This window comes from Bacteroidales bacterium (assembly GCA_014860585.1).
Lineage (GTDB): Bacteria > Bacteroidota > Bacteroidia > Bacteroidales > 4484-276 > RZYY01.
In genome coordinates this window covers 14,176-35,117 of the sequence record JACZJL010000176.1, presented here as the reverse complement: position 1 = coordinate 35,117, position 20,942 = coordinate 14,176, and the positions used below count along the sequence as shown (strand labels likewise).

Here is a 20,942-nt window from a genome sequence, read left to right as displayed (position 1 = left end):
CAGCTAAAGCATTTCGGGATTCAACTCCTTCCAGATCATATCCTTGAGATGAAGTAAACCCTGCTGTGTGACCGATGAAATGAACACATGAGGGACACGCGGCAACTCTTTTTTTACTGCACGGGTAAGTTCTTCGTCGAGCAGGTCGGATTTGGAAATGGCAAGAATTCGGGATTTGTCAAGTAATTCGGGGTTAAACTGTTTAAGTTCGTTGAGCAGAATGCGGTATTCTTTTTTAATATCTTTCGAATCGGCAGGGATCACAAAAAGCAGAATCGAATTCCGTTCGATGTGCCTGAGAAATCGTAGTCCGAGCCCTTTGCCTTCGTGAGCGCCCTCAATGATTCCGGGGATGTCAGCCATAACAAAGGATTTGTGATCGCGGTAGCTAACCATTCCCAGGTTGGGTTTCAGGGTTGTAAAAGGATAATCGGCAATTTCAGGTTTTGCCGCCGAAACTACTGACAGCAGGGTTGATTTCCCGGCATTGGGGAATCCCACCAAACCGACATCGGCAAGCAACTTCAATTCGAGAATTTTCCATGTTTCCTGTCCATCTTCACCCGGTTGTGCATACTTGGGGGCCTGGTGGGTTGCCGACTTGAAATGATCGTTGCCAAGCCCGCCCCTGCCTCCGGGCACAAGAATTCTTTCTTCATCATGCTGAGTGATTTCAAAATCAATCTCCCCTGTTTCAACATCGCGGGCCACAGTTCCCAATGGAACTTCGAGGATCACATCTTTACCAAAAGCGCCGCTTTTCAACTGGTCTCCTCCATCACCACCACGGTCAGCCATCACATGTTTGGTGTATTTCAAATGGAGCAAAGTCCATAACTGCTGGTTGCCTTTGAGTATCACATGACCACCCCGTCCGCCATCACCGCCATCAGGGCCGCCGCGAGGGTTGGTACGCGAACGGTGAAAGTGTGCAGAGCCTTTGCCACCATGGCCTGACCGGCAGAAAATCTTTACATAATCAACGAAATTCGAAGAGCTCATCAGTCTTGAATAATTTTGTAAATGTCCGGATAATTGCGGCCAAAACCATCATAATCGAGACCGTATCCAACAATAAAGTCATTCGGAATTTCAATCCCAACATAATCAATAAAAAAGTCTTTTTTAAATGCGTTGGGTTTGAAAAGCAACGTAGCCAGCTTCACCTCCGCGGCTTCGAGTTTCCTGAGTTTACTCATGGTTTCGGCCATCGTTATCCCCGTGTCGATGATATCTTCTACAATTACCACAGTCCGCCCTCTGAGCACCTCATCCAACCCGATCAGTTCCCGCACAACACTGGTGGTTTCGGTCCCCATGTAACTCGAGAGTTTAACAAATGAGACCTGGCAATCAGTTTTCATCCGCTTAAAAAGATCCGCAGCAAATATGAATGCGCCGTTCAGTACAACAAGGAACAACGGGTTCTTCCCTTCAAGATCGCGATTGATACGATTTGCAAGATCATCAATGGTTTTTTGGATGGTTTCGGAGGAAATGAAAAGTTCAAAATGTTTGTCATGAACTTTTATGATTTTTAGTTTTTCGGACATGCACTCAATTTTTGGGCAAAGATACTGGAAAATGGAAAGCGGTGTGGCAATTAATATTAAATTTGCCCGCTATATGACTAACATTAACAATTTAAAAATATGGAACCAAAAGTAAGTATCATCATGGGGAGCACTTCTGATTTACCAATTATGGAAGGTGCTGCCAAGATTTTAAATGAACTGAAAATCCCATTCGAAATGAATGCGCTTTCGGCACATCGTACTCCTGAAAAAGTCGAAGCATTTGCCCGCTCTGCATACAACCGTGGCGTAAGGGTAATCATAGCAGGCGCCGGCATGGCTGCTCATCTTCCCGGGGTAATTGCTGCCATGACGCCCATACCGGTGATCGGTGTACCGGTAAAAGCCTCCCTCGACGGTCTTGATGCACTGCTGGCCATCGTCCAGATGCCTCCGGGCATCCCGGTTGCAACAGTTGCCATTAACGGCGCCGGTAATGCAGCTATCCTTGCAGCCCAGATTCTCTCGACGGCTGACCTGAAACTTTATGAGCGCCTGGTGGTTTACAAAGAAAATCTGAAAGAAAAAGTGATTAAAGCCAACAAAGAATTGGCCGATGTGAAATATGATTTTAAGGTTTAAACCCTTTACCCAACCTCTCTAAAATGATTTATAAAGAAGAAATTGCCAATAAAATGGCCGAACTGCTGCTCAAAGTGAAAGCAGTAAAAATCAATGTCAAAGAGCCTTTTACCTGGGCTTCAGGATTAAAATCGCCAATTTACTGCGACAACAGGATCACCCTCTCCTACCCTGCCATCAGGACTTTTATCAGGCAACAATTAAGCAATATTGTAAAAGATGAATTTGGCAATGTGGATGTGATTGCCGGCGTGGCTACCGGTGGAATTCCGCATGGTGTGCTGGTTGCACAGGATCTGGGGTTACCTTTTGCTTATGTAAGAACCAGTAAAAAGGAACACGGCCTGACCAACCAAATTGAAGGTGTGATTGAGTCAGGCCAAAGCGTGGTGATGATCGAAGATCTGATTTCGACCGGCGGCAGCAGTTTGGATGCAGTGAAAGCTGTAAAGCAAAAAGGCGCAGTTGTGAAAGGGCTTCTGGCCATTTTTTCGTATGGATTTTATGTTGCAGACGAAAAATTTCAGGAGGCCGACAGTAAAATGATCACACTGACCGATTATGATTTTTTGATTAATAATGCACTTGAAAACAATTACATCAGAGAATCTGAAATCGATACGCTGAAAAAATGGCGGGAGGCGCCCGAAAAATGGCTGTCAAACGGAAAAGAATAAATTATGGTTAAATTTACTGCTGATGCTCTGGTTTTTCAAACCAACAAAAATGAGTTGCACAGGTTTTTCGGTGAGATCGGTCATCTGCATCTGATCATGCCTGCAGAGGTCGAGCAATGGAAATCAGACAAATATCATTGTTCCTTCTACATCAAAAATCTTGGCACATTGAGCATGGAAAAAGGGTTTGTAAACCCGGAGTCTGAATACGAATTCATCGCTACAGCTGACTCGAGGGTGGATTTTACCCTTGTCTTTCGTTTTAGAGAAACCATTGATGGGAAGCTTAGCGGCTATTTTGAGATACAGACTGAAGTTAATCCACTCGTTGAAATGATGGTAAAAAGGCCATTGACCAATTTTGTAAATATGTTAACTGAAAACCTTAAAAGCCATCTTTCCGAAACTGCAGAAAAACAGAGCGATTGTTGAATACAAAAGATGTTGTAATATTCATTTAACACTGGTTGATTGTGAACATTTTCAGGTTATTTTTATACCCCTTCGGACTGCTGTACGGTGTGGTTATGCATGTGCGTAACAAGCTCTATGACTGGGGAGTTTTAAAAGTAACCGAATTTGATTTTCCTGTGATTTCAGTTGGTAATCTTTCTTACGGTGGAACCGGAAAAACACCGCAAGTGGAATACCTGATCCGTTTGCTTGGGAATGACTATAAAATTGCGACACTGAGCAGGGGCTACAAGCGACACTCAAAGGGTTTTTATCTGGCTGATCAGGATTCGACCGTAGCCGATATTGGCGATGAGGCGCTACAAATCAGTCGTAAATTCAGGCATGTCATAGTTGCCGTTGACGAAGACAGGGTACATGGGATTAAGGAAATAAAGAAACGTTTTCCCGAAACAGAGGTCGTACTCCTTGACGATGCATTCCAGCACAGGTCAGTCAAACCGGGTTTATCCATCCTCCTAACTGATTATCATCGCCTTTATCCCGAAAATCATATTTTGCCTGTGGGGAATCTGCGTGAGTTCAAAGGTGGATATACAAGGGCCGACGTCATCATTATAACAAAAACCCCGAAACCACTCTCACCCCTCACGGTGCGTCGTATTGCCGGGCTCATTAATCCTAAGCCTCATCAGAAACTATTGTTTTCTTACATCACCTCCGGTATGTTGACACCTCTGCCGGGACTGCATCACGCCAGCTTACCTGAGAAGTTCAGTTCGGCACTACTATTTGCGGGTATCGAAAACATCTATCCCTTGTTAGACCATGTTTCAAAGTTTGTGAACAACCTTGAGCACCTTCATTTCAGCGATCATCATACCTACTCAGAAAAAGACCTGGACTATATACGGGAGCGTTTCAACAACCTTTTTGCAAAAGTGAAAATCATAATCACCACCGAAAAAGATGCTGCAAGGCTGGCTTATCCCAAGTTACCGCCTCAACTGGCTGACCTGCCCGTCTTTTATTTACCGATAGAGACTAAAATTCACAATGAATACAGGAAAGATTTTAATGACCAAATAAGAAAATATGTACGAGAAAATACAGGACACTAAGCGTTTTATCGGGCAACTTACTTCAATCAAACCCGAAATCGGGATTGTGCTTGGTACAGGGTTAGGGAATTTCACCAACCAGATCGATATTCTGCAGACAATACCCTACAAAGAGATTCCACACTTTCCTGTTTCAACGGTTCAGGGGCATCAGGGACAGTTGATTTTTGGCACAGTGAAAGGCAAAAATATTGTCGCTTTAAAAGGTCGTTTTCACTATTACGAAGGCTACTCGATGCAGGAAGTTACTTTCCCGATTCGTGTACTGGCAGCGCTTGGAATTAAATATCTCTTCCTTTCCAACGCCAGTGGAGGAACAAATCCCGATTTCAGTGTTGGCGATATCATGATTATTGAGGACCACATCAACCTCACCGGCCAGAACCCTTTGATCGGTCCAAATGACGATCGGCTGGGGCCTCGTTTCCCTGACATGAGTGAAGTTTACAACAAACGGCTGATAGCTCTGGCAAAAGAAGTTTCGTTCGAACGAGGCATCAGCTATCAGAAAGGGGTGTATGCCGCTGTAACAGGTCCGAATTACGAAACACCGGCTGAATACCGTTACATCCATAAGATTGGCGCAGATGCTGTCGGGATGTCTACCGTACCCGAAGCCATCGTGGCCCGCCATACCGGTTTGCCCTGCTTTGCCATCTCCGTGATTTCTGATCTCGGGGTAGAAGGAAAGATAGAGAAGATCACCCACGAAGCCGTAATTGATGCAGCCAGCCTAGCTGAACCCCTGATGACCAGATTGATTTTGGGAATGCTGGAGAAACTTTGATCTCTTGTGTTGAAGTAATAGGTCTCAGCAAGAAGACGCTTAATGTTGAAAATCATATTCAGGGTGTTTTCTGGCGCATACTTATTGTCAGCTTTCAACCGGATTCGTTGATTCGATGCATGATAAATTAGCTCATCCAATTTCGCTAAACCCTTGACTAAATCTCTCCCTTATTAAAATGATCACCCCTTTATTATCGTAAATAAATGCTTAATTTTGCCGCCAAATCACAAACACAAAACTATTTTAATCAACATTTTAATCAAAAAATCATGAAAAGAGACAGGCAGGTTTTTGATATTATCAGGCAGGAGCGTGAAAGGCAAATGCATGGAATCGAGCTGATTGCATCTGAAAATTTTGTCAGTGAACAGGTGCTTGAGGCGATGGGATCGGTAATGACCAACAAGTATGCTGAGGGCTATCCCGGTAAACGGTACTACGGTGGTTGCGAAATGGTTGACCAGACTGAGCAACTGGCCATCGACCGCGCCAAAGCGCTGTTCAATGCCGAGTACGCCAACGTGCAGCCGCACTCCGGCGCACAGGCAAATATGGCCATCTTCCTTGCTTGTCTCAAACCCGGAGATACCTTTATGGGTCTCGACCTCTCTCATGGCGGACACCTCTCACACGGCTCACCGGTTAACTCATCAGGAATTCTCTATAATCCTGTTGCCTATGGAGTTTTAAAAGAAACTGGCCTGGTGGATTACGACCAGATGGAAGAAACCGCACTTAAAACCAATCCTAAGCTAATTATTGCAGGTGCTTCAGCTTACTCCCGCGACTGGGATTATGAACGTATGCGCACTATAGCCGATAAGGTAGGTGCATTGCTTATGGCCGACATTGCTCACCCTGCCGGGCTTATTGCCAGAGGAGTGCTCAATGATCCCTTACCCCATTGCCACGTTGTGACCACAACCACCCACAAGACCCTGCGCGGACCCCGCGGCGGGATGATCCTTATGGGAAAAGACTTTGAAAACCCCTGGGGACTTACTACCAAAAAGGGTGAAGTGAAAATGATGTCTGACCTGATCAACTCAGCCGTTTTCCCGGGAATCCAGGGCGGACCCCTCGAGCATGTCATCGCCGCCAAAGCAGTTGCTTACGGCGAAGCGCTTACAGACGAGTATATGGGTTACATTATCCAGGTAAAGAAAAATGCCAGTGTGATGGCAAAAGCTTTTGTTGCAAAAGGATACCATGTCATTTCTGGCGGAACAGACAATCACCTGATGCTGATCGACCTGCGCAGCAAATTCCCCGATATTACGGGTCGTAAAGTGGAAGATACACTGGTTAAAGCCGACATCACCGTAAACAAAAACATGGTTCCGTTCGACAGCCGCAGCCCGTTCCAAACCTCCGGTCTGCGCATTGGAACTCCGGCCATCACCACCCGGGGTCTCAAGGAAGAACACATGCAACCCATCGTCGAATTCATTGACAAGGTGATTTCCAACATTGAAAACGAAAATGTACTGATTGAAGTAAAGGCTGAAGTAAACAAAATGATGGAGAAATTCCCGCTGTTTGCTTACTAAAGCTTAACATTCAATGCAAAGAGTGACATCACTATTTTTCTCTTTTGCAAGGGAAAAAATTCTATTGAGTGACTGCCAGGAAACACCCTGAATATGATTTTCAACGTTCTGGATTAAAAACTGACTTTTGAGACCTCTATTTCATTTCACTGAGCTTTGCTGTCATTTCGAATGACCGAAACGAAGTGAGAAAATAAATTCCCTGACTGTCTTTTTCCTCTTGCAAGTCAGTGTGATTATTACAAATATTGATTTCATTCAAAACCAGTCTTGATCGTTTGGATTTATCCCGGTATAAAAGAGTTTATGCTCGCGGAAAGGAGTGATGCATTTGATTGGATACAATCATACATCACAACAATATCAGGCTTATTCAGGGATTAGGATTGCATGAGAAAGACCATGAGTATTGTTATCAGTTAAAATAGATTAAAATTATACTTTATTACCGGAATGTGGAGTTACATGAAACTTATACTAAAAAAGCGGGGAAGCCGAAAACCGATTAGAGTAGGCAACCATAATCAGAATTTTATGAGAATCATTTTACTCACTATTTTTTTTGCAGCCCATATAGCCTATGCACAAGTAGGCATTGGCACCACCAATCCCAGCCCTAATTCGGTGCTCGACCTTACCAGTCCTGACAAGGGGCTCATGCTGCCTCGTGTAAACGATACCAGCGCTGTAAGCAACCCCTCCGCCGGATTAATGATTTATGACCTCAACGCCCAGTCACCTGCCTTTCATAACGGCGCCAGTTGGAATGCTTTGGCAGGTTCAAGTGTTGTGTCAGGTACGACTACCGAATCCATTACTTATACTTTTTTTGGTCCAAATTCTTTTGGGCAAGGCACATATGATCTAATCGCTATGTCTTACGGAGGCTCCAACTTTGGCAATATAAACAATGCCAATATTCAGGATGTGAGCATTTCCAAGCTTCAGGACATCAATTCTGTTAACTTTTTCAAGGAAATGATATCGGGTTCGATGAATGGGGGAATTGAATTCAAAATGTATGCACCCGGGCAAACTTCACCATATTACTCAGTAAAACTTACCAATTGGAAGGTCTCAAGTGTGCAGCAGAGTTTGGGAGTTGGGGGTGAAATTTATGAAAGCATTAGTTTTACCTTCGAAAACATCGGGTTCAAAGACTGGATAAATAATTCCGGTTTTACATTCAATCTGGTAACAAAAGTCATTGGTCCTTATTGATCCATTGACATCTTGAGTGCTTCCAATGATGAGTAAAAAGTTGACAGCAGTCTTTCTGATTTTCATGCTAAACTTTGCTGTCCTGGCTCAGGAATCTTTGTATGACTATATCAAACCCGGTGAGTTTTGCGTAGGCTTTGCCGATACAACGCTATTTGACAAAACATACCGCTTTGAAGCATACGGTTACAAGGGCATGAAACCGTATTTTGTGCAGATTTGGCATCCTTTGGCAGCAAAACCAAAGGATGCACATCTTATGCGGTTTCAGGATTTTTTTACCATAAAGAAAACGGAAGAACTAAAATCCATTAAGGAGCAACTTGAAAAGAATAATCAGGAGATTTTTATCCGGGATTTTGTTGCTGAAAATTTAGAAACAGGAGAGCCAGGCAGTTATGGGGACTATTCCCGGGAAAATATTTTCGGCTTGATCGGGAAGATGAAAACGAAAAGCAGTTTACAGCCATTTTCTGCCACTTCAGATTTTCCGGTTATCATTTATCATCATGGCTCACAAAGCAATTCTTTTGAAAACTTCGCTATGGCAGAGTATTTCGCGTCGAGGGGGTTTATTTTTATTGCTGCAAACTTTCATTTGCCTTACGAGCATACCATCTTCGGATTGAAACCTTTTGATCAATTGATCAAAGGTGAGGAGGAAGAAAGTCTGAAAGCTATGGTCAGTTTTGCGCGATCACTAAGCCATTCCACTTCCATTTTCTTTATTGGTCATAGTTGGGGCGCCCAGATGGGATTCAGGACATTTGACCAGGATACCACTATTAAAGGATTTGTTTCGCTCGAAACAACCATTGAATTCAAAAATGACAGCGTGGTAATAAAGGATTTGTGGCCTGAAGTTTATCAAAAAATTGTCAACCAAAAAGCATACTATCCCTTCCCCGTTTTACTTTGTGCGGCAACAGGACAAGAAAAGCCATTCGATTTTTTTACACAGCTTAATGCCCCACATATAATTTATGCACCAACCGAAGCTCAGTTTGAACACAATGCCTATCTGTCAATGTTTTATCTGAGGCTTTTCCTCGACGAAAGCATCCCGCAAGCCGATAAAGCGATGCTAATAGAAAGACTTGTTTTGTATGTCAAACATCTTGAAACAATCGAAGAATATTTTAATCAAATCATGAACAATGAGTATGGGTTTGGAAAAGAGGTTAGATCTATTAATAACCACTATTGACCGGTGAAAATAGTACGAATGGTGCTTGTCATGAAACACGCTATATACTGGTTTTCGAAAGCAAGAGTATAGTTGCCAATGCAACTGAAATGCCATGACGGGATTGCTTAAGCAAACCTGATAAGTTCAAAGCAACAGCATTTTCAGCAGGTTCCCAATTGTTAAAAGTTTTGAAATAAATACTGATTTAATCATCTTTTTCAAGCTGATAGGTTACTTTTGCAACTTAATCACTAAATATTATTTTTACTTTAATCATTTAATATTATTTAAAATGAGAAAATTCTTTTTACTGATTGCCTTAGTGGCTGGTATTGGGGCGTTTGCACAAGATACAACACAAGCAGTGAGTCCCTGGAAAACCAGTGGACTGACAAGCCTGACGCTTAATCAGGCAAGTTTTTCAAACTGGTCAGCCGGAGGTGAAAATTCGATTGCCACGACCGCCCTGTTCAAGTTCTTTGCTGATTACACCAAGGATAAGTTTTCAGTGAATAACAGTTTGAATCTGAGGTACGGGATGGTTAAAAATGAAAGTGATCCGTTGAGGAAAAGTGAAGACCTGATCGAGTTGAACTCCCAGTTCAATCATTTACTTTCAGAGCATTGGAGTGTGAGCGGTTTGGTCAATTTTACCACACAGTTTGCTGATGGATACAATTATCCTGACGACTCGACTGTAGTTTCAAAGTTCATGTCACCCGCCTATCTAACGATTGCTCCTGGTGTTTTGTACAAACCGGTTGATTACTTCTCTATCCTGTTCAGCCCTGCCTCTTTCAAAGCCATTATGGTGATGGATCAGGATTTGGCTGATCTTGGAGCCTACGGCGTGGACCCTGCTGAATATGATGCATTGGGAAATAAAACTGCGGATGGTGAAAACACTAAAATCAAACTTGGGGCTTTTGCAGAATTCTATTTTAAAAAAGACCTTAAGACTGATTTATCATTTGAATCAAAACTTAACTTTTTCTACAATTACCTGCCGGATGACGTGCTTCCTGACGGTAAAATGCCTATGGATGTAAACTGGCAGAACTTCTTCAATTACAAACTTAATGAATGGTTTTCGGCCAATTTATTTGTACACTTAGCCTACATGCCAAGTGATGTGCGGATTGAAACTGTTCCCCCTGTTACCGGAATTGGTGATAACACCATCAAGGTCACCCCTAACGATAAACTCCAGGTGAAAGAAACGTTCGGGATTGGTTTTGCCTATAATTTTTAGTTCACATATTATTCACTAAATACTTAATAAATATGAGCTTAATTAAAGAATTCAAGGATTTCGCCATGCGCGGCAACGTGGTCGACCTGGCTGTTGCTGTGGTGATCGGCGGTGCATTCGGGAAAATTATCAGCTCTTTTGTAGCTGACGTTTTAATGCCACCGATTGGCATGCTCCTGGGCGGGGTTGATTTTACCGACCTGGTGATCACCCTCAAAGAGGCACAGGGTGATGTAGCTGCAGTAACAATGAGATATGGTACATTCATCCAGACAGTCATTGACTTCCTCATCATCGCTTTTGCCATCTTTATGGTAATCAAAGCGATGAACGCTGCGAAGAAAAAAGAAGTTCCACCGCCACCGCCTCCTCCTCCGGGACCAACCAAAGAAGAGGAACTGCTGGCAGAAATCAGGGATTTACTCAAAAAGTAAAACTGAATTAAAGTCATTAATGACTAAAATTAGGGACATTGAAAAAGCCGGCGCGACTAATTGGCCGGCTTTTTCTTTGCAACATTTGACAAAATTTTTGAACAATGCTGAAAATCAGCCATTATATCATAATCCATCAAAAACAAATAAATTATGGATCTTGAAAAAATCTATGAACTTGCTGTAAGCTACGGTATCAGAATAGTGCTTGCATTACTAACGCTAATTGTCGGACTCTGGGTGATCAAATTTTTAAGTCGATGGGCTGAGCGTTCGATGAGAAAAAGCAATTTCGACCAAACCCTTAAGTCGTTCCTCCTCGCGATAATAAAAATTGGACTGAAGGTTATGCTGGTCATCAGTGTAATTTCGATGTTGGGCATTGCCATGACTTCCTTTGTAGCAGTTCTTGCAGCTACAGGCTTTGCAATCGGTATGGCACTCTCGGGGTCATTACAAAACTTCGCAGGTGGTGTAATGATTGTACTTTTTAAACCTTTTAAGCTTGGTGATTATATCGAAGCACAGGGATTTTCTGGAACAGTCAGTGAAATTCACATCTTTAATACTATTCTGAAAACCCCTGATAACAAGACGATTATCCTCCCAAATGGAAGCCTCTCCAACGGACCAATGACCAATTATTCAACCGAGCCTCAACGCAGGGTGGATTTCACTTTTGGAGTTGGTTACGGTGATGATATCGACAAAGCACGTAAAATTATCATGGACCTCATTACTGCAGACGAGCGGATATTAAAGGATCCCGTGCCTTTTGTTGCAATCTCCGGTTTGGGCTCCAGTGCTGTTAACTTTGCGGTAAGGGTGTGGGTTAATGCAGAAAACTTTTGGGGAGTATTTTTTGATATGAATGAAAATGTGAAAAAAGCTTTTGACAAAAACAACGTTTCCATCCCCTTTCCACAGACAGATGTTCATCTTTATCAGGTGACATAATAGTTAAATAGGTTCGAACTGACCTGAGAACCTTTTACCCTTAGATCGATCAGGAAACTGGGGGCTGCCTCAGGAGTCTGGATTAATAGCGAACCGTTGAAAATCCAATTAGAAAATTTTTAAGGCTACCTTTTTATTGAAATATTGTTCACTTTGTCTAATAAAGCAAATCCCTAAAAGGGAATATTTAACAGTTAAAACGTTTACACATGGAAACAATCAAATGGTCTGGAAGAGAGTGGCTAACACGTGAAACGTGGGGGCTTTACCACCCGAACAACAAACTTTTCTGGTATGACCGTAGCGCTGTTGAAGTGAATGGTGGTGGATTGTTAAAACTGAAGGTTCACAAAAATCCCCGCCAGTTTGATGGGTCATTCATCGAAACCGGTGTCGGGCTAATCAGCTCGGTTGACGATTTCCGGTTTGGACATTTTGAGATAGAATGCATGCTACCAACGGGTAAACACCTGTGGCCTGCCTTCTGGTCTTATGGAAGGGAGACATGGCCACCTGAGGTGGATATTTTCGAAGGCTACACGAAAGCCGGAGGTAATTATTTTGGCACTTTCTTCGACGCCCTTTCTCTCTGGAATGTTCAAACCAATGCACATTGGGGCAATGTAAACAAGGGAACAAAAGGTTCCGCCTCCCCAAAAACCCACTGGTTCGGCATTCGGAATCCTTCAAGAAATTACATCAGGTACAGGATGTCCTGGTTCCCGGATAAGATCATTATTTACTATAACAATAACGAAGTCAGGAGGTTTAGTGAAAAACCACTGCTTGAGCAGATGAACAGCCAGCCTTCGAGGGTAATCATCAATAATGCAGTAACTGCCTCCAACTGGTCGCTGAAGGATGATTTTAAGGTAAGGTACTTCAGGTATGAGCCGCTTTAAATTTACAGGGATCATCCAGTAAGTGGTTTACTGACGACCACCGAATTTGGAAGCTTAATATTGGCCGGACAGGACTCATGGAGTGACTCGATCAAGCTGCTGATAAAAAGTTTGCCTGATTTTTAGGAGCAGAACATTCCTGCAAAGATTTTCTATGACCAAGCATCCTTTTTAAAAACAGGAAATTGCCCGAATTGCTTTTTCCCATTGCCGGTGCGACAACCAATCGTATTTAACTATTACCTTTGAAGCCAAATTCATGATTTGATTTGCTATGAGCGAAAAATTTTATTCAAAAGCACTTGAAGCCAACCTTGCCGAAACCAGGTACAAGGATATTGTCATCCCTGAGAATTTACAGCATTTTATCGGACTGTCCGAAAAATACTACGGCATCCATAAACGGGCTCTGGAGTGCATTATCGAATACCTCCACCCCTTCAGCAACCGGCTGTTTGTGGTTGAGCAACTCCGCGAGATTCTGATTTCTGATTTCTGGTTTTACTCAACCCTTGACAATGGAGCGGAGGCTTTTGCTGTGCCTGTCGGGCTTTATGACGACCTCCTCAAATCCTGCATCCGGGAAGACCTGGGCAAACTGATCGTAAAAACCTTACTTGAATTCGCCGATCGGCTTAACAAAGAGAATAAAGAAACCCTCTTCCCTGCCATACACCTCACCATGGAGGTGCTCAGCCGCAACCTCGAAGCCAACGAAAAAGCCTATATCATCAGCTCACGATTTTTTATCAAATTCCTTGATGATATTGTTAAAACACCGGAATTTACTGAGGAAACGGTTCTTTTAGTAAAGAATATCCTTCAACACAATATTGACTTTTGGGACGAAAGTACACAGATAGAACAATGGTATGATGAAAAGAAAGAGTTGCTGATTGACCATTTTGAAACCATCATGGCAAAGGCCGGCAAATCCTGGTTTGATGAGCTGAGAAGTACCCTGAGTACTGCCGATAGCTGGGAAAAACTTAAAACCGGACTGCCGGTTTTTGATGAGATCGCCGATCATTTCGGCGCACTCACCAACGACCTTAAAAGTTTCATTGACAAATTCTTTTACACGTTTTACCTCTTGCACCTGCCCGGAATGCAAAACCAGAAAGACAGGCTGATATGGAACATCAACAAGGTGCTGCGCAGTGCTGTGGACGAAGTGGATGAAAACGACCTTTTCGGTTTTACCGACAGGATTTTTTCACTTTGCGAGGAACTGCGGGAGGAACACACATCTGCCGTACTCGATTGCATTCTTACGCTTGGCAAACGCATTGTTGACCGTGATAGCAGTGAAGACAAACACTTCATCAATTATTTTGAGAAAAAACTCATTGACTTTGGGTTTGAGACTCCCGGTATTGTTTACGTGAACAAGGACTGGCAGATCAATGTAAACGAAAACCACATCAAAAACATCAGGGTTTGGCTCGAATTGATCGAGTACCCGCAAACGGTGATGGAAAAACTGCTTTCGGCTTTGATCGTTAACCTGAAAATGGGGGGTATTTTTATCAGCGATACTGACCTTTTTCAGCGCGAAATCACCAAAGTACTCAACTCCAATATTGCTCCATTTTATAAAAAAGTCAAGCAGCTTACTCGCATCTTCCCCGTCTATTTTCACGAGATCGGCGCTGAGGGAGAGATCAGAAATGTGACCACCAACATGGACGAAGTGAATCACCGCCAGGACAGGCTGGTACATTTTCTCCGTAAACAGGTGCACACCGAGAGCAACAATACACTGATTGATCTTACACGACGGATTTTCAAGTTCTGGTCGGATGGCAATAAAGCTTCCCTCCAGCCCTTTCTGCCGGTTGATGTGTTCGAATCCATTGACCTCGAAAGCGAGTACTTTACCATCATTCACACCATGGTAACTCAATTGGGTGAGATGTCAGGATTGACCTATGAGCAACTGCTTGAGCTTAAAAATGAAGTTTTCGAAGCTTGGATGGAGCAACTACCGCAGGAACACGAAAAAGACCTTCACCGGCTTGATTGCATCCATGCACTTTATGCACTGCTCAAAGAAAAATACTCTTTCGAAACCGTTGATATTATCTCCATCCTGCGCCGTTACGCCTTTATCGAACCAAGCGAAATCAGCCGGTTTGACAATGCAATGAAAGAAGAAGATTTTGAAACTGCTCTTCTGTTGATTTACCATTTCATGGAGCAGCTCAAAAAGATCATTTTCAACCCGGAGCCTACCCAGGCCTGGGAAAACATTTATCATAAGCGGCATATTGCCATTGGAATCCCTTCGATGTACGGTACATACAGGGAGCCTAAATTTGAAGCCATTGGGCTTACGTTCCGGCTCGAAAACATCGCCACCAGGTTGATGGAAAAAATTGTTGACAGGATAAACCTTGATTATGTTTCGGCCAAAACACTTAAACGCGTGCTCCAGATTCTTGAGTTTTTCAAGGATGGATTAGAACTTGACGGGATTTACAACCAGGGATTCAACTCCAACCTCGATATGTTCCGCTACTCGCTGACTTCGCGCAGTTTTTCACTTCAGCAGTACATCAACATCTTCCAGTTTATTGCCGAAAATGTGAAAGTTACTATTGACAAATATTTCCTGAGATCTTACGAATATCCGCTGAAAATTATTATTCCAAAGATGTTTTTCGTTGATCATAATTATTCAGATAAAGAAAAAGTTCAGCTCATCAGCCAGAAATCAGAGGAATTTTACCGCGACATCATCAGCCAGGCCTTTCTTGTCCAGCCTCTGGATAACATGATTTCTCGCGTGCTCAATTCGTTACATAATATGGTGGATAAATATCCTTCTGAACTGATTAATGATGTAATGTCGTACAATTCAGATCTGATCATTAGTCCACTTTACCAGGAGACAAAAAATACTGACAACCAGATATTTTTAGGTTCAAAAGCTTTTTTTCTTAAGAAACTTTACCTTGCCGGCTTCCCGGTTCCACCCGGATTTGTTCTGACTACCGAGGTTTTTCGCCGACGCAATGCCATCTCCAATCACTATGAAATAGGGAAGGAAATGGACGAACTGATCATGCAGCACCTTCACAGGCTTGAGCGGATCACAGGAAAAGAATTGGGTAATCCGAAAAACCCGTTACTGTTATCAGTACGTTCAGGCACAGCCATTTCCATGCCCGGAGCGATGGATACTTTTCTCAATGTTGGCATGAATGATGAATTAACAGATGGATTGAGTAAACAACACAATTTCGGATGGACTTCATGGGATTGCTACCGCCGTCTTTTACAAAGCTGGGGGATGGCCAACGGCATCCACCGCGATGTGTTCGACACCATCATGCGTGATTATAAAAAACGGCATAACGTTGACCTGAAAATGTATTTCAAACCAGAAGTAATGAAGGAGATCTCCCTGTCCTACCGCAAAGCACTCGATGAACACCAGGTCTATTTTGAACAGGATTTGGTCAGGCAGTTGAAATACACCATCAATTGCGTTTTTGACTCCTGGGACTCTGACCGTGCAAAGGTTTACCGCAAGCACATGAACATTGCAAATGACTGGGGAACGGCGGTAATCGTGCAAAAAATGATTCTCGGCAACCTGAATTACATCTCCGGCACAGGAGTGGTCTTTACTCAAAATCCTCACCGTGAGCGCCCCGGGGTGCATCTTTACGGCGATTTCACGCTCTGCAGCCAGGGCGAGGATATCGTGGCAGGTTTGGTTACGCCGCTTCCTGTTGGTGAAACCCAGCGAAAGTACCTTGAATTGGAAGGAGATTCGCTTCAAACCAAACTGCCGGAAATCTATAGACGAATTCACAAAATAGCCACTAAGATGACTGAAGACCTTGGCTTCAGCCCTCAGGAAATTGAATTTACCTTTGAATCGGAAAACAGCGAGGATCTTTTTATCCTGCAAACCCGCGACCAGGACTTGCATCAACCCACGCGCATCAATGTTTTTAGCAGTACAGCCGGGCAAATGAAACTGGTGGGGCGTGGTATCGGTATTGGGGGCAGTGCTATGAACGGAATTGTTGCCATTGACAAAGATGACCTGATCTCACTGGCCAGGAAATTCCCGGGAGAACGGCTCATCCTTGTAAGGCCGGATACTGTACCTGACGACATCGGGATGATTTTTGAATGTGACGGGTTGCTCACTGCAAAGGGGGGCGCCACTTCACATGCCGCCGTGACAGCTGTGCGACTTGGAAAAACCTGCGTTGTCAACTGCACCGACATGATTGTGAACGATATCCTAAAAGAGTGTCAAATCAATAGCTATCTGTTTAAACCTGGCGATAAAATTGCCATCGACGGCCATCATGGAAATATTTTCAAAGGCCATTATCCTATCGAAACAACGGAAATAAAGGCGATGCTTTAGCAGCTTATTTGGGCAGAAATTCCAAATGACAAATGTCAAAAGACAAATAAATACGAATTTCAAGGAAATAAAATTCGAAACTGTTCCGTAGCATTAGCTTCATTCTTTGTTTGAATTTTTTCCTTTGAACATTGTCTGAAGGACTCCTGTGGAGAGTTTTATTTGTCCATAGGACTCCTATGGAGAGATTTGTTTTTTGTTTTTTGAAATTTCTATTTTAACCAGGTTAGGATTAATTTTTTGGAATTTCAACCTGGTTACTTCCATCTGTTTCGGGAAAAAGTGCCTTTAGGTTGATCATCTCCATATAGAGCATCAGATCAACATTCTTTAACAGGCTGCGCTTATCATCCTCAACACTTTTGAGTAATAGATAATACTCGGCATTTTCGCTGATAAAATTTGGTTCCTGAAGTGCAACGAACGCATTAATTCGTTGGATGAACATGCTGCGGTCGTTCCATTGGCCAAGCCTGTCCCCAACCAGTTGAAAGGGCTTCAAATCATAATTGCCAAAAGTGCTTTCAGGGAAATGGCTGTGCAGGAACTGCAAAACGAAAAACAATTGTTTTACCTGCTTCCGCAGTTCATGGACAAACTTCTCATTTTGAATGAGCAGCATCAGTTTTTCTATCTTCTCAATTTTCCTGTAGATAAATATTATACTTTCTCTTTCAATACCGGCAAGGTTTTGAAGATTTTCTGGCAACCCTGAACTTTGGGAGGCTGCTTCAAGGCTGGCAGGATCAATCTCAGCGACCACGCTCATTAATTGCTCTTCAAGTTCAGTTTCAGATTCATTGAGTAAAACCTGCAAGGCAGTAAATCCAAACTTCAGTTCTTTCCGGTAGTGATACAACAGGTTATGCTGTAGTTGTACATCCCTCAGTTTACCAGAACTACCATATATTGCACTGATGATATCAAAGAGTTTCTTGTCAATAGTTACCGGAAAATCAATGTGCTTTTTGAGTTTGTAAATGGCATTGATCTTTTTCACGGCTACCCGCATTTGGTGGATGGCTTCCTGATCCATGGAAGCACGTGTGGTCAGAAAGTTTCCTTTAAAAAGTTCAATCTGCCGGTCGAGAAAGTTATATAAACTGATGTTGTTTTGGGCAGACATAGCCTTAAATGCACTGTTGGTTAGGCAATGGTTTCGAGTAAAAGGATCAGTGATGTAAGATCTTCAGCCTTCCTGGTGTTGGATTTGATTAATTGCTTCAGCAACTTGCGCTCCTCTTTTATCGCTTTGAGGTCATCGATGATCAATCCGAGCTTTTTCTTTCCCAATTTATTGCCTTTGGCCTTTTTCAATGCTCTTTTGGCTAATTCACGGCGTTGGTTCAATTCTTCCAGGTTAAACATCATCTGCTCGAGAGCAATTTGCTTTGCATCAAGCTCATTTTTTTGGGCCGAAATCAATTCTTTCACCTTTGCGCGACAGGCATTTTCGACGATCGTCTCCTTTGCGGCTACTTCAGGTTTTTCTGCAGCTTTGGTTCTTTTGGGTTTGGTTTGCCCGTTTTGATTGTTTTCTTCCATAAAAATTGGATTTAAGTTTGGGCAAAGGTAATCATTTATGGGATGCAAGATAAGCACCTAAATAGAACTTGCCAGAAAACACCCTTAATATGATTTTCAACGATTTAATTACCCCGCCCTAAAGGGAGTAAATCGTTGAAAATCATTGCTCCCTTAAGGGGTGGGCAAACAATGATTTTCAACATTAAGAGTTTTCTGGCAAGTACTAAATAGAAATATTCAGGCTAAAGCTCAGAGAGAACGGAAGTTAATAAGGAATAAAATTAAAATATCGAATTCTCCGTCTTTGTAGTCAGCAGTTCAAGTGCCCTCATCCCGTACACCGAATTTCCTTTTTCATTTATTCTGGGACTCCAGGTAACCACGCTGTATTGATTGGGGTTGATGGCAGCAATACCGCCACCGACGCCGCTTTTGCCGGGCAAACCAACTTCAAAGGCAAACTCACCTGATTCGTCGTAAAAACCGCAACAAAGCATGATGGCGTTCATGCGTTTAATCTGACTTTTTGTGAGCGTGACACCGGCATAATCGAAAGGAACAGAAAGGTTGGCAAAAGGGAGAAATGCTTTGGCCAACTGGCGGCAAGTCAGTTCGATGGAACAGGCGTGGTAATAAAAATCCAGCACGGCATCCACATGATTTTGGATGTTACCGTAGGATTTCATCATGTTGATCAGCGAGGCATTGCGGAACCCCAGTTTCTTTTCAGATGCCGCAACTTTCTCATTGTATTCCACCTGGCGGTTTCCACTTATTTTCCTGACAAAATCGAGCAGCGCTTCATACGGATCTTCCAGCTCAGTCAGCAGAATGTCGCACATCACATGGGCGCCGGGGTTGATCAAGGGGTTACGAGGTTTACCTTTCTCATATTCCAGTTGAATAATCGAATTAAAAGGATTACCCGACGGCTCGACGCCTACTCGTTGCCAAAGATCATCGCCGATGGCTGAGAAAGCCATCGAAAGCAAAAATACCTTGCAAATGCTCTGGATGGAGAATTTTTCATCAACATCGCCAATGGCGTGGGATTCGCCTTTGGCAGTTAACAGGGCGATTCCGAACTTTCCAGGATCAACTTTTGCCAGTTCAGGAATATAGTCAGCCACCTTGCCATCAGGGCTTGTAGCTTTGACTTCGTTATAAATCTCGCTGATAATTTGATTGCAGTCCATAGTTTGAAATAAAATGCAAAGTAAATCAATCAATGATCAGGTTGTATCCACCCCTGAGTAAAATATTTTTTTGATCTTCAAAATCAATAAGTTCCGTCCAGCCATCGAAAACTGAACCGGCCTGAACTTCGACTTTCTGAAAGTAGAGGTTCTCCTGATCTTCATCCACCTTAATCAGTAAATAATTCCGGTCATCCACAGCATGGATGGCTTCTTCCGGAACGCATAAAGTTTCAATTGCCCTGGTAACAATATCCACTTCGATGTTTTGCCCGATTATCAATCCTGCATGATCGCTTCCGGTTATATCGGCAGTACATAACACCGAATTGGTCTCTACATCCGTTGACTTACTGATCATACTTAGTTTGCCGTTGTAAACCACTTCTTTGAGTGATGGAGCAAAGAAACGAACCGTTTGCCCCTGTTGCAGAAAAGGGACATCTTTTTGAAAAACAAACAGTTTCACAAATGACTTGTTCTGATCAACAATCTCCATGAGAAAGGAATTGGTTTCTACATTCATGCCGTTTGTGCAATGATGTTGCGTGATATATCCATTGATGGGTGAGAAGATACTGACCGTTTGCGAAATCTTCCCCTTTTCTACCTCTGCCGGATTAAGATTGATCAGTGTGAGCTTTGCTTTCAGCGCGTTGTAGCGAGCTCTCTCGATATTGAAGTTACTCTCTGCAGTCAGGAAATCGAGCTCAGAGGCAACTTTTTCTTCGTAAAGCACCTTTGCCCCCTGGTATTGTTTCTCAAGTACCTGAAGTTTTGCCGCACTCTCAATATAATCCTGTTGAAGTGTAATGATCTCTTTGCTGTCTATCTGGCATAACAGCTGGCCTCTGCTTACTTTTTCTCCAAAATTGACGCTGACATTCTTTATTAACCCCGGAACAAAAGTGCTTACCTGAGCTTTTCCGTCGGTTGGCGAATCTATGATACCTCTGACCCTGATACTTTTTTCAAACAGCTTTATCATTGGCTGTCCAATTTCCATATTTTCATGCGCAAACTGGATTTTGGTAACAACGACCATCTGATTTTTAGTATCTTCCTGATCTGTTGTAACAGTCTGATTGCTACAACCTGCAAAAAACAAAAGAAAAGTAAAGAGGGAACAAATTTGAAAAATCTGATATTTTCTCATAAGGATA

19 protein-coding genes are annotated in these 20,942 nt (G+C 42.9%); 13 read left to right on the top strand and 6 right to left on the bottom strand.

Features of this window, described 5'->3' with window-relative positions; translation table 11 throughout:
* Window positions 1–3 precede the first annotated feature (3 nt).
* Window positions 4–1,002: a GTPase ObgE gene (gene obgE / locus IH598_16955; GenBank protein ID MBE0640206.1), complete on the bottom strand. Its 999-nt coding sequence runs from the start codon at window positions 1,000–1,002 to the stop codon at window positions 4–6.
* Window positions 1,002–1,553 (bottom strand): hypoxanthine phosphoribosyltransferase, encoded by a 552-nt coding sequence (gene hpt, locus IH598_16950; GenBank protein ID MBE0640205.1) that lies wholly within the window; start codon window positions 1,551–1,553, stop codon window positions 1,002–1,004. Before hpt ends, obgE begins: the two co-directional genes overlap by 1 nt.
* Window positions 1,554–1,652: 99 nt before the next feature.
* Here hpt and purE point away from each other — a divergent pair, with 99 nt between their 5' ends.
* The 13 genes from purE (at window position 1,653) to IH598_16885 (ending at window position 17,056) form a co-directional block, all read left to right on the top strand.
* The gene (purE, locus tag IH598_16945) at window positions 1,653–2,156 is read left to right on the top strand and encodes a 5-(carboxyamino)imidazole ribonucleotide mutase (protein MBE0640204.1); all 504 of its coding nucleotides are present in this window, start codon (window positions 1,653–1,655) and stop codon (window positions 2,154–2,156) included.
* A 23-nt stretch (window positions 2,157–2,179) separates the two neighbouring features.
* Window positions 2,180–2,833: an orotate phosphoribosyltransferase gene (locus tag IH598_16940; GenBank protein MBE0640203.1), complete on the top strand. Its 654-nt coding sequence runs from the start codon at window positions 2,180–2,182 to the stop codon at window positions 2,831–2,833.
* A gap of 3 nt (window positions 2,834–2,836) precedes the next feature.
* Window positions 2,837–3,265, top strand: a complete 429-nt coding sequence (locus IH598_16935; GenBank protein MBE0640202.1) for a hypothetical protein — start codon at window positions 2,837–2,839, stop codon at window positions 3,263–3,265.
* 41 nt (window positions 3,266–3,306) lie between these two features.
* Window positions 3,307–4,368, top strand: a complete 1,062-nt coding sequence (lpxK, locus tag IH598_16930) for a tetraacyldisaccharide 4'-kinase (GenBank protein MBE0640201.1) — start codon at window positions 3,307–3,309, stop codon at window positions 4,366–4,368.
* A complete protein-coding gene (locus tag IH598_16925; GenBank protein ID MBE0640200.1) occupies window positions 4,343–5,155 on the top strand; it encodes a purine-nucleoside phosphorylase in 813 nt (270 codons plus the stop codon). The genes lpxK and IH598_16925 overlap by 26 nt, the downstream gene beginning before the upstream one ends.
* 272 nt (window positions 5,156–5,427) lie before the next feature.
* Complete coding sequence (locus IH598_16920; GenBank protein ID MBE0640199.1) at window positions 5,428–6,708, top strand: serine hydroxymethyltransferase; 1,281 nt, start codon at window positions 5,428–5,430, stop codon at window positions 6,706–6,708.
* Between the two features lie 534 nt (window positions 6,709–7,242).
* The gene (locus IH598_16915; GenBank protein ID MBE0640198.1) at window positions 7,243–7,929 is read left to right on the top strand and encodes a type VI secretion system tube protein Hcp; all 687 of its coding nucleotides are present in this window, start codon (window positions 7,243–7,245) and stop codon (window positions 7,927–7,929) included.
* A 28-nt stretch (window positions 7,930–7,957) separates the two neighbouring features.
* Window positions 7,958–9,136: a hypothetical protein gene (locus IH598_16910; protein ID MBE0640197.1), complete on the top strand. Its 1,179-nt coding sequence runs from the start codon at window positions 7,958–7,960 to the stop codon at window positions 9,134–9,136.
* Between the two features lie 274 nt (window positions 9,137–9,410).
* On the top strand, window positions 9,411–10,370 hold the full coding sequence (locus tag IH598_16905) for a DUF3078 domain-containing protein (GenBank protein ID MBE0640196.1): 960 nt from the start codon (window positions 9,411–9,413) through the stop codon (window positions 10,368–10,370).
* A gap of 32 nt (window positions 10,371–10,402) precedes the next feature.
* Window positions 10,403–10,804: a large-conductance mechanosensitive channel protein MscL gene (mscL, locus tag IH598_16900; GenBank protein ID MBE0640195.1), complete on the top strand. Its 402-nt coding sequence runs from the start codon at window positions 10,403–10,405 to the stop codon at window positions 10,802–10,804.
* A gap of 153 nt (window positions 10,805–10,957) precedes the next feature.
* Window positions 10,958–11,761 carry a mechanosensitive ion channel gene (locus tag IH598_16895; protein MBE0640194.1) on the top strand — a complete coding sequence of 268 codons (804 nt, stop codon included), beginning with the start codon at window positions 10,958–10,960 and terminating at the stop codon, window positions 11,759–11,761.
* Between the two features lie 209 nt (window positions 11,762–11,970).
* A complete protein-coding gene (locus IH598_16890) occupies window positions 11,971–12,663 on the top strand; it encodes a glycoside hydrolase family 16 protein (protein MBE0640193.1) in 693 nt (230 codons plus the stop codon).
* 274 nt (window positions 12,664–12,937) lie between these two features.
* The gene (locus IH598_16885) at window positions 12,938–17,056 is read left to right on the top strand and encodes a pyruvate phosphate dikinase (protein MBE0640192.1); all 4,119 of its coding nucleotides are present in this window, start codon (window positions 12,938–12,940) and stop codon (window positions 17,054–17,056) included.
* Window positions 17,057–17,288: 232 nt separating this feature from the next.
* On the opposite strand, the gene IH598_16880 is transcribed toward IH598_16885, so the two are convergent.
* The 4 genes from IH598_16880 to IH598_16865 form a co-directional block, all read right to left on the bottom strand.
* Window positions 17,289–18,182 (bottom strand): CHAD domain-containing protein, encoded by an 894-nt coding sequence (locus IH598_16880; GenBank protein MBE0640191.1) that lies wholly within the window; start codon window positions 18,180–18,182, stop codon window positions 17,289–17,291.
* A gap of 20 nt (window positions 18,183–18,202) precedes the next feature.
* Window positions 18,203–18,601: a hypothetical protein gene (locus IH598_16875; GenBank protein MBE0640190.1), complete on the bottom strand. Its 399-nt coding sequence runs from the start codon at window positions 18,599–18,601 to the stop codon at window positions 18,203–18,205.
* Between the two features lie 263 nt (window positions 18,602–18,864).
* Window positions 18,865–19,779 carry a glutaminase gene (locus tag IH598_16870; GenBank protein MBE0640189.1) on the bottom strand — a complete coding sequence of 305 codons (915 nt, stop codon included), beginning with the start codon at window positions 19,777–19,779 and terminating at the stop codon, window positions 18,865–18,867.
* A gap of 25 nt (window positions 19,780–19,804) precedes the next feature.
* Window positions 19,805–20,935, bottom strand: a complete 1,131-nt coding sequence (locus IH598_16865; GenBank protein ID MBE0640188.1) for an efflux RND transporter periplasmic adaptor subunit — start codon at window positions 20,933–20,935, stop codon at window positions 19,805–19,807.
* Window positions 20,936–20,942: the final 7 nt, after the last annotated feature.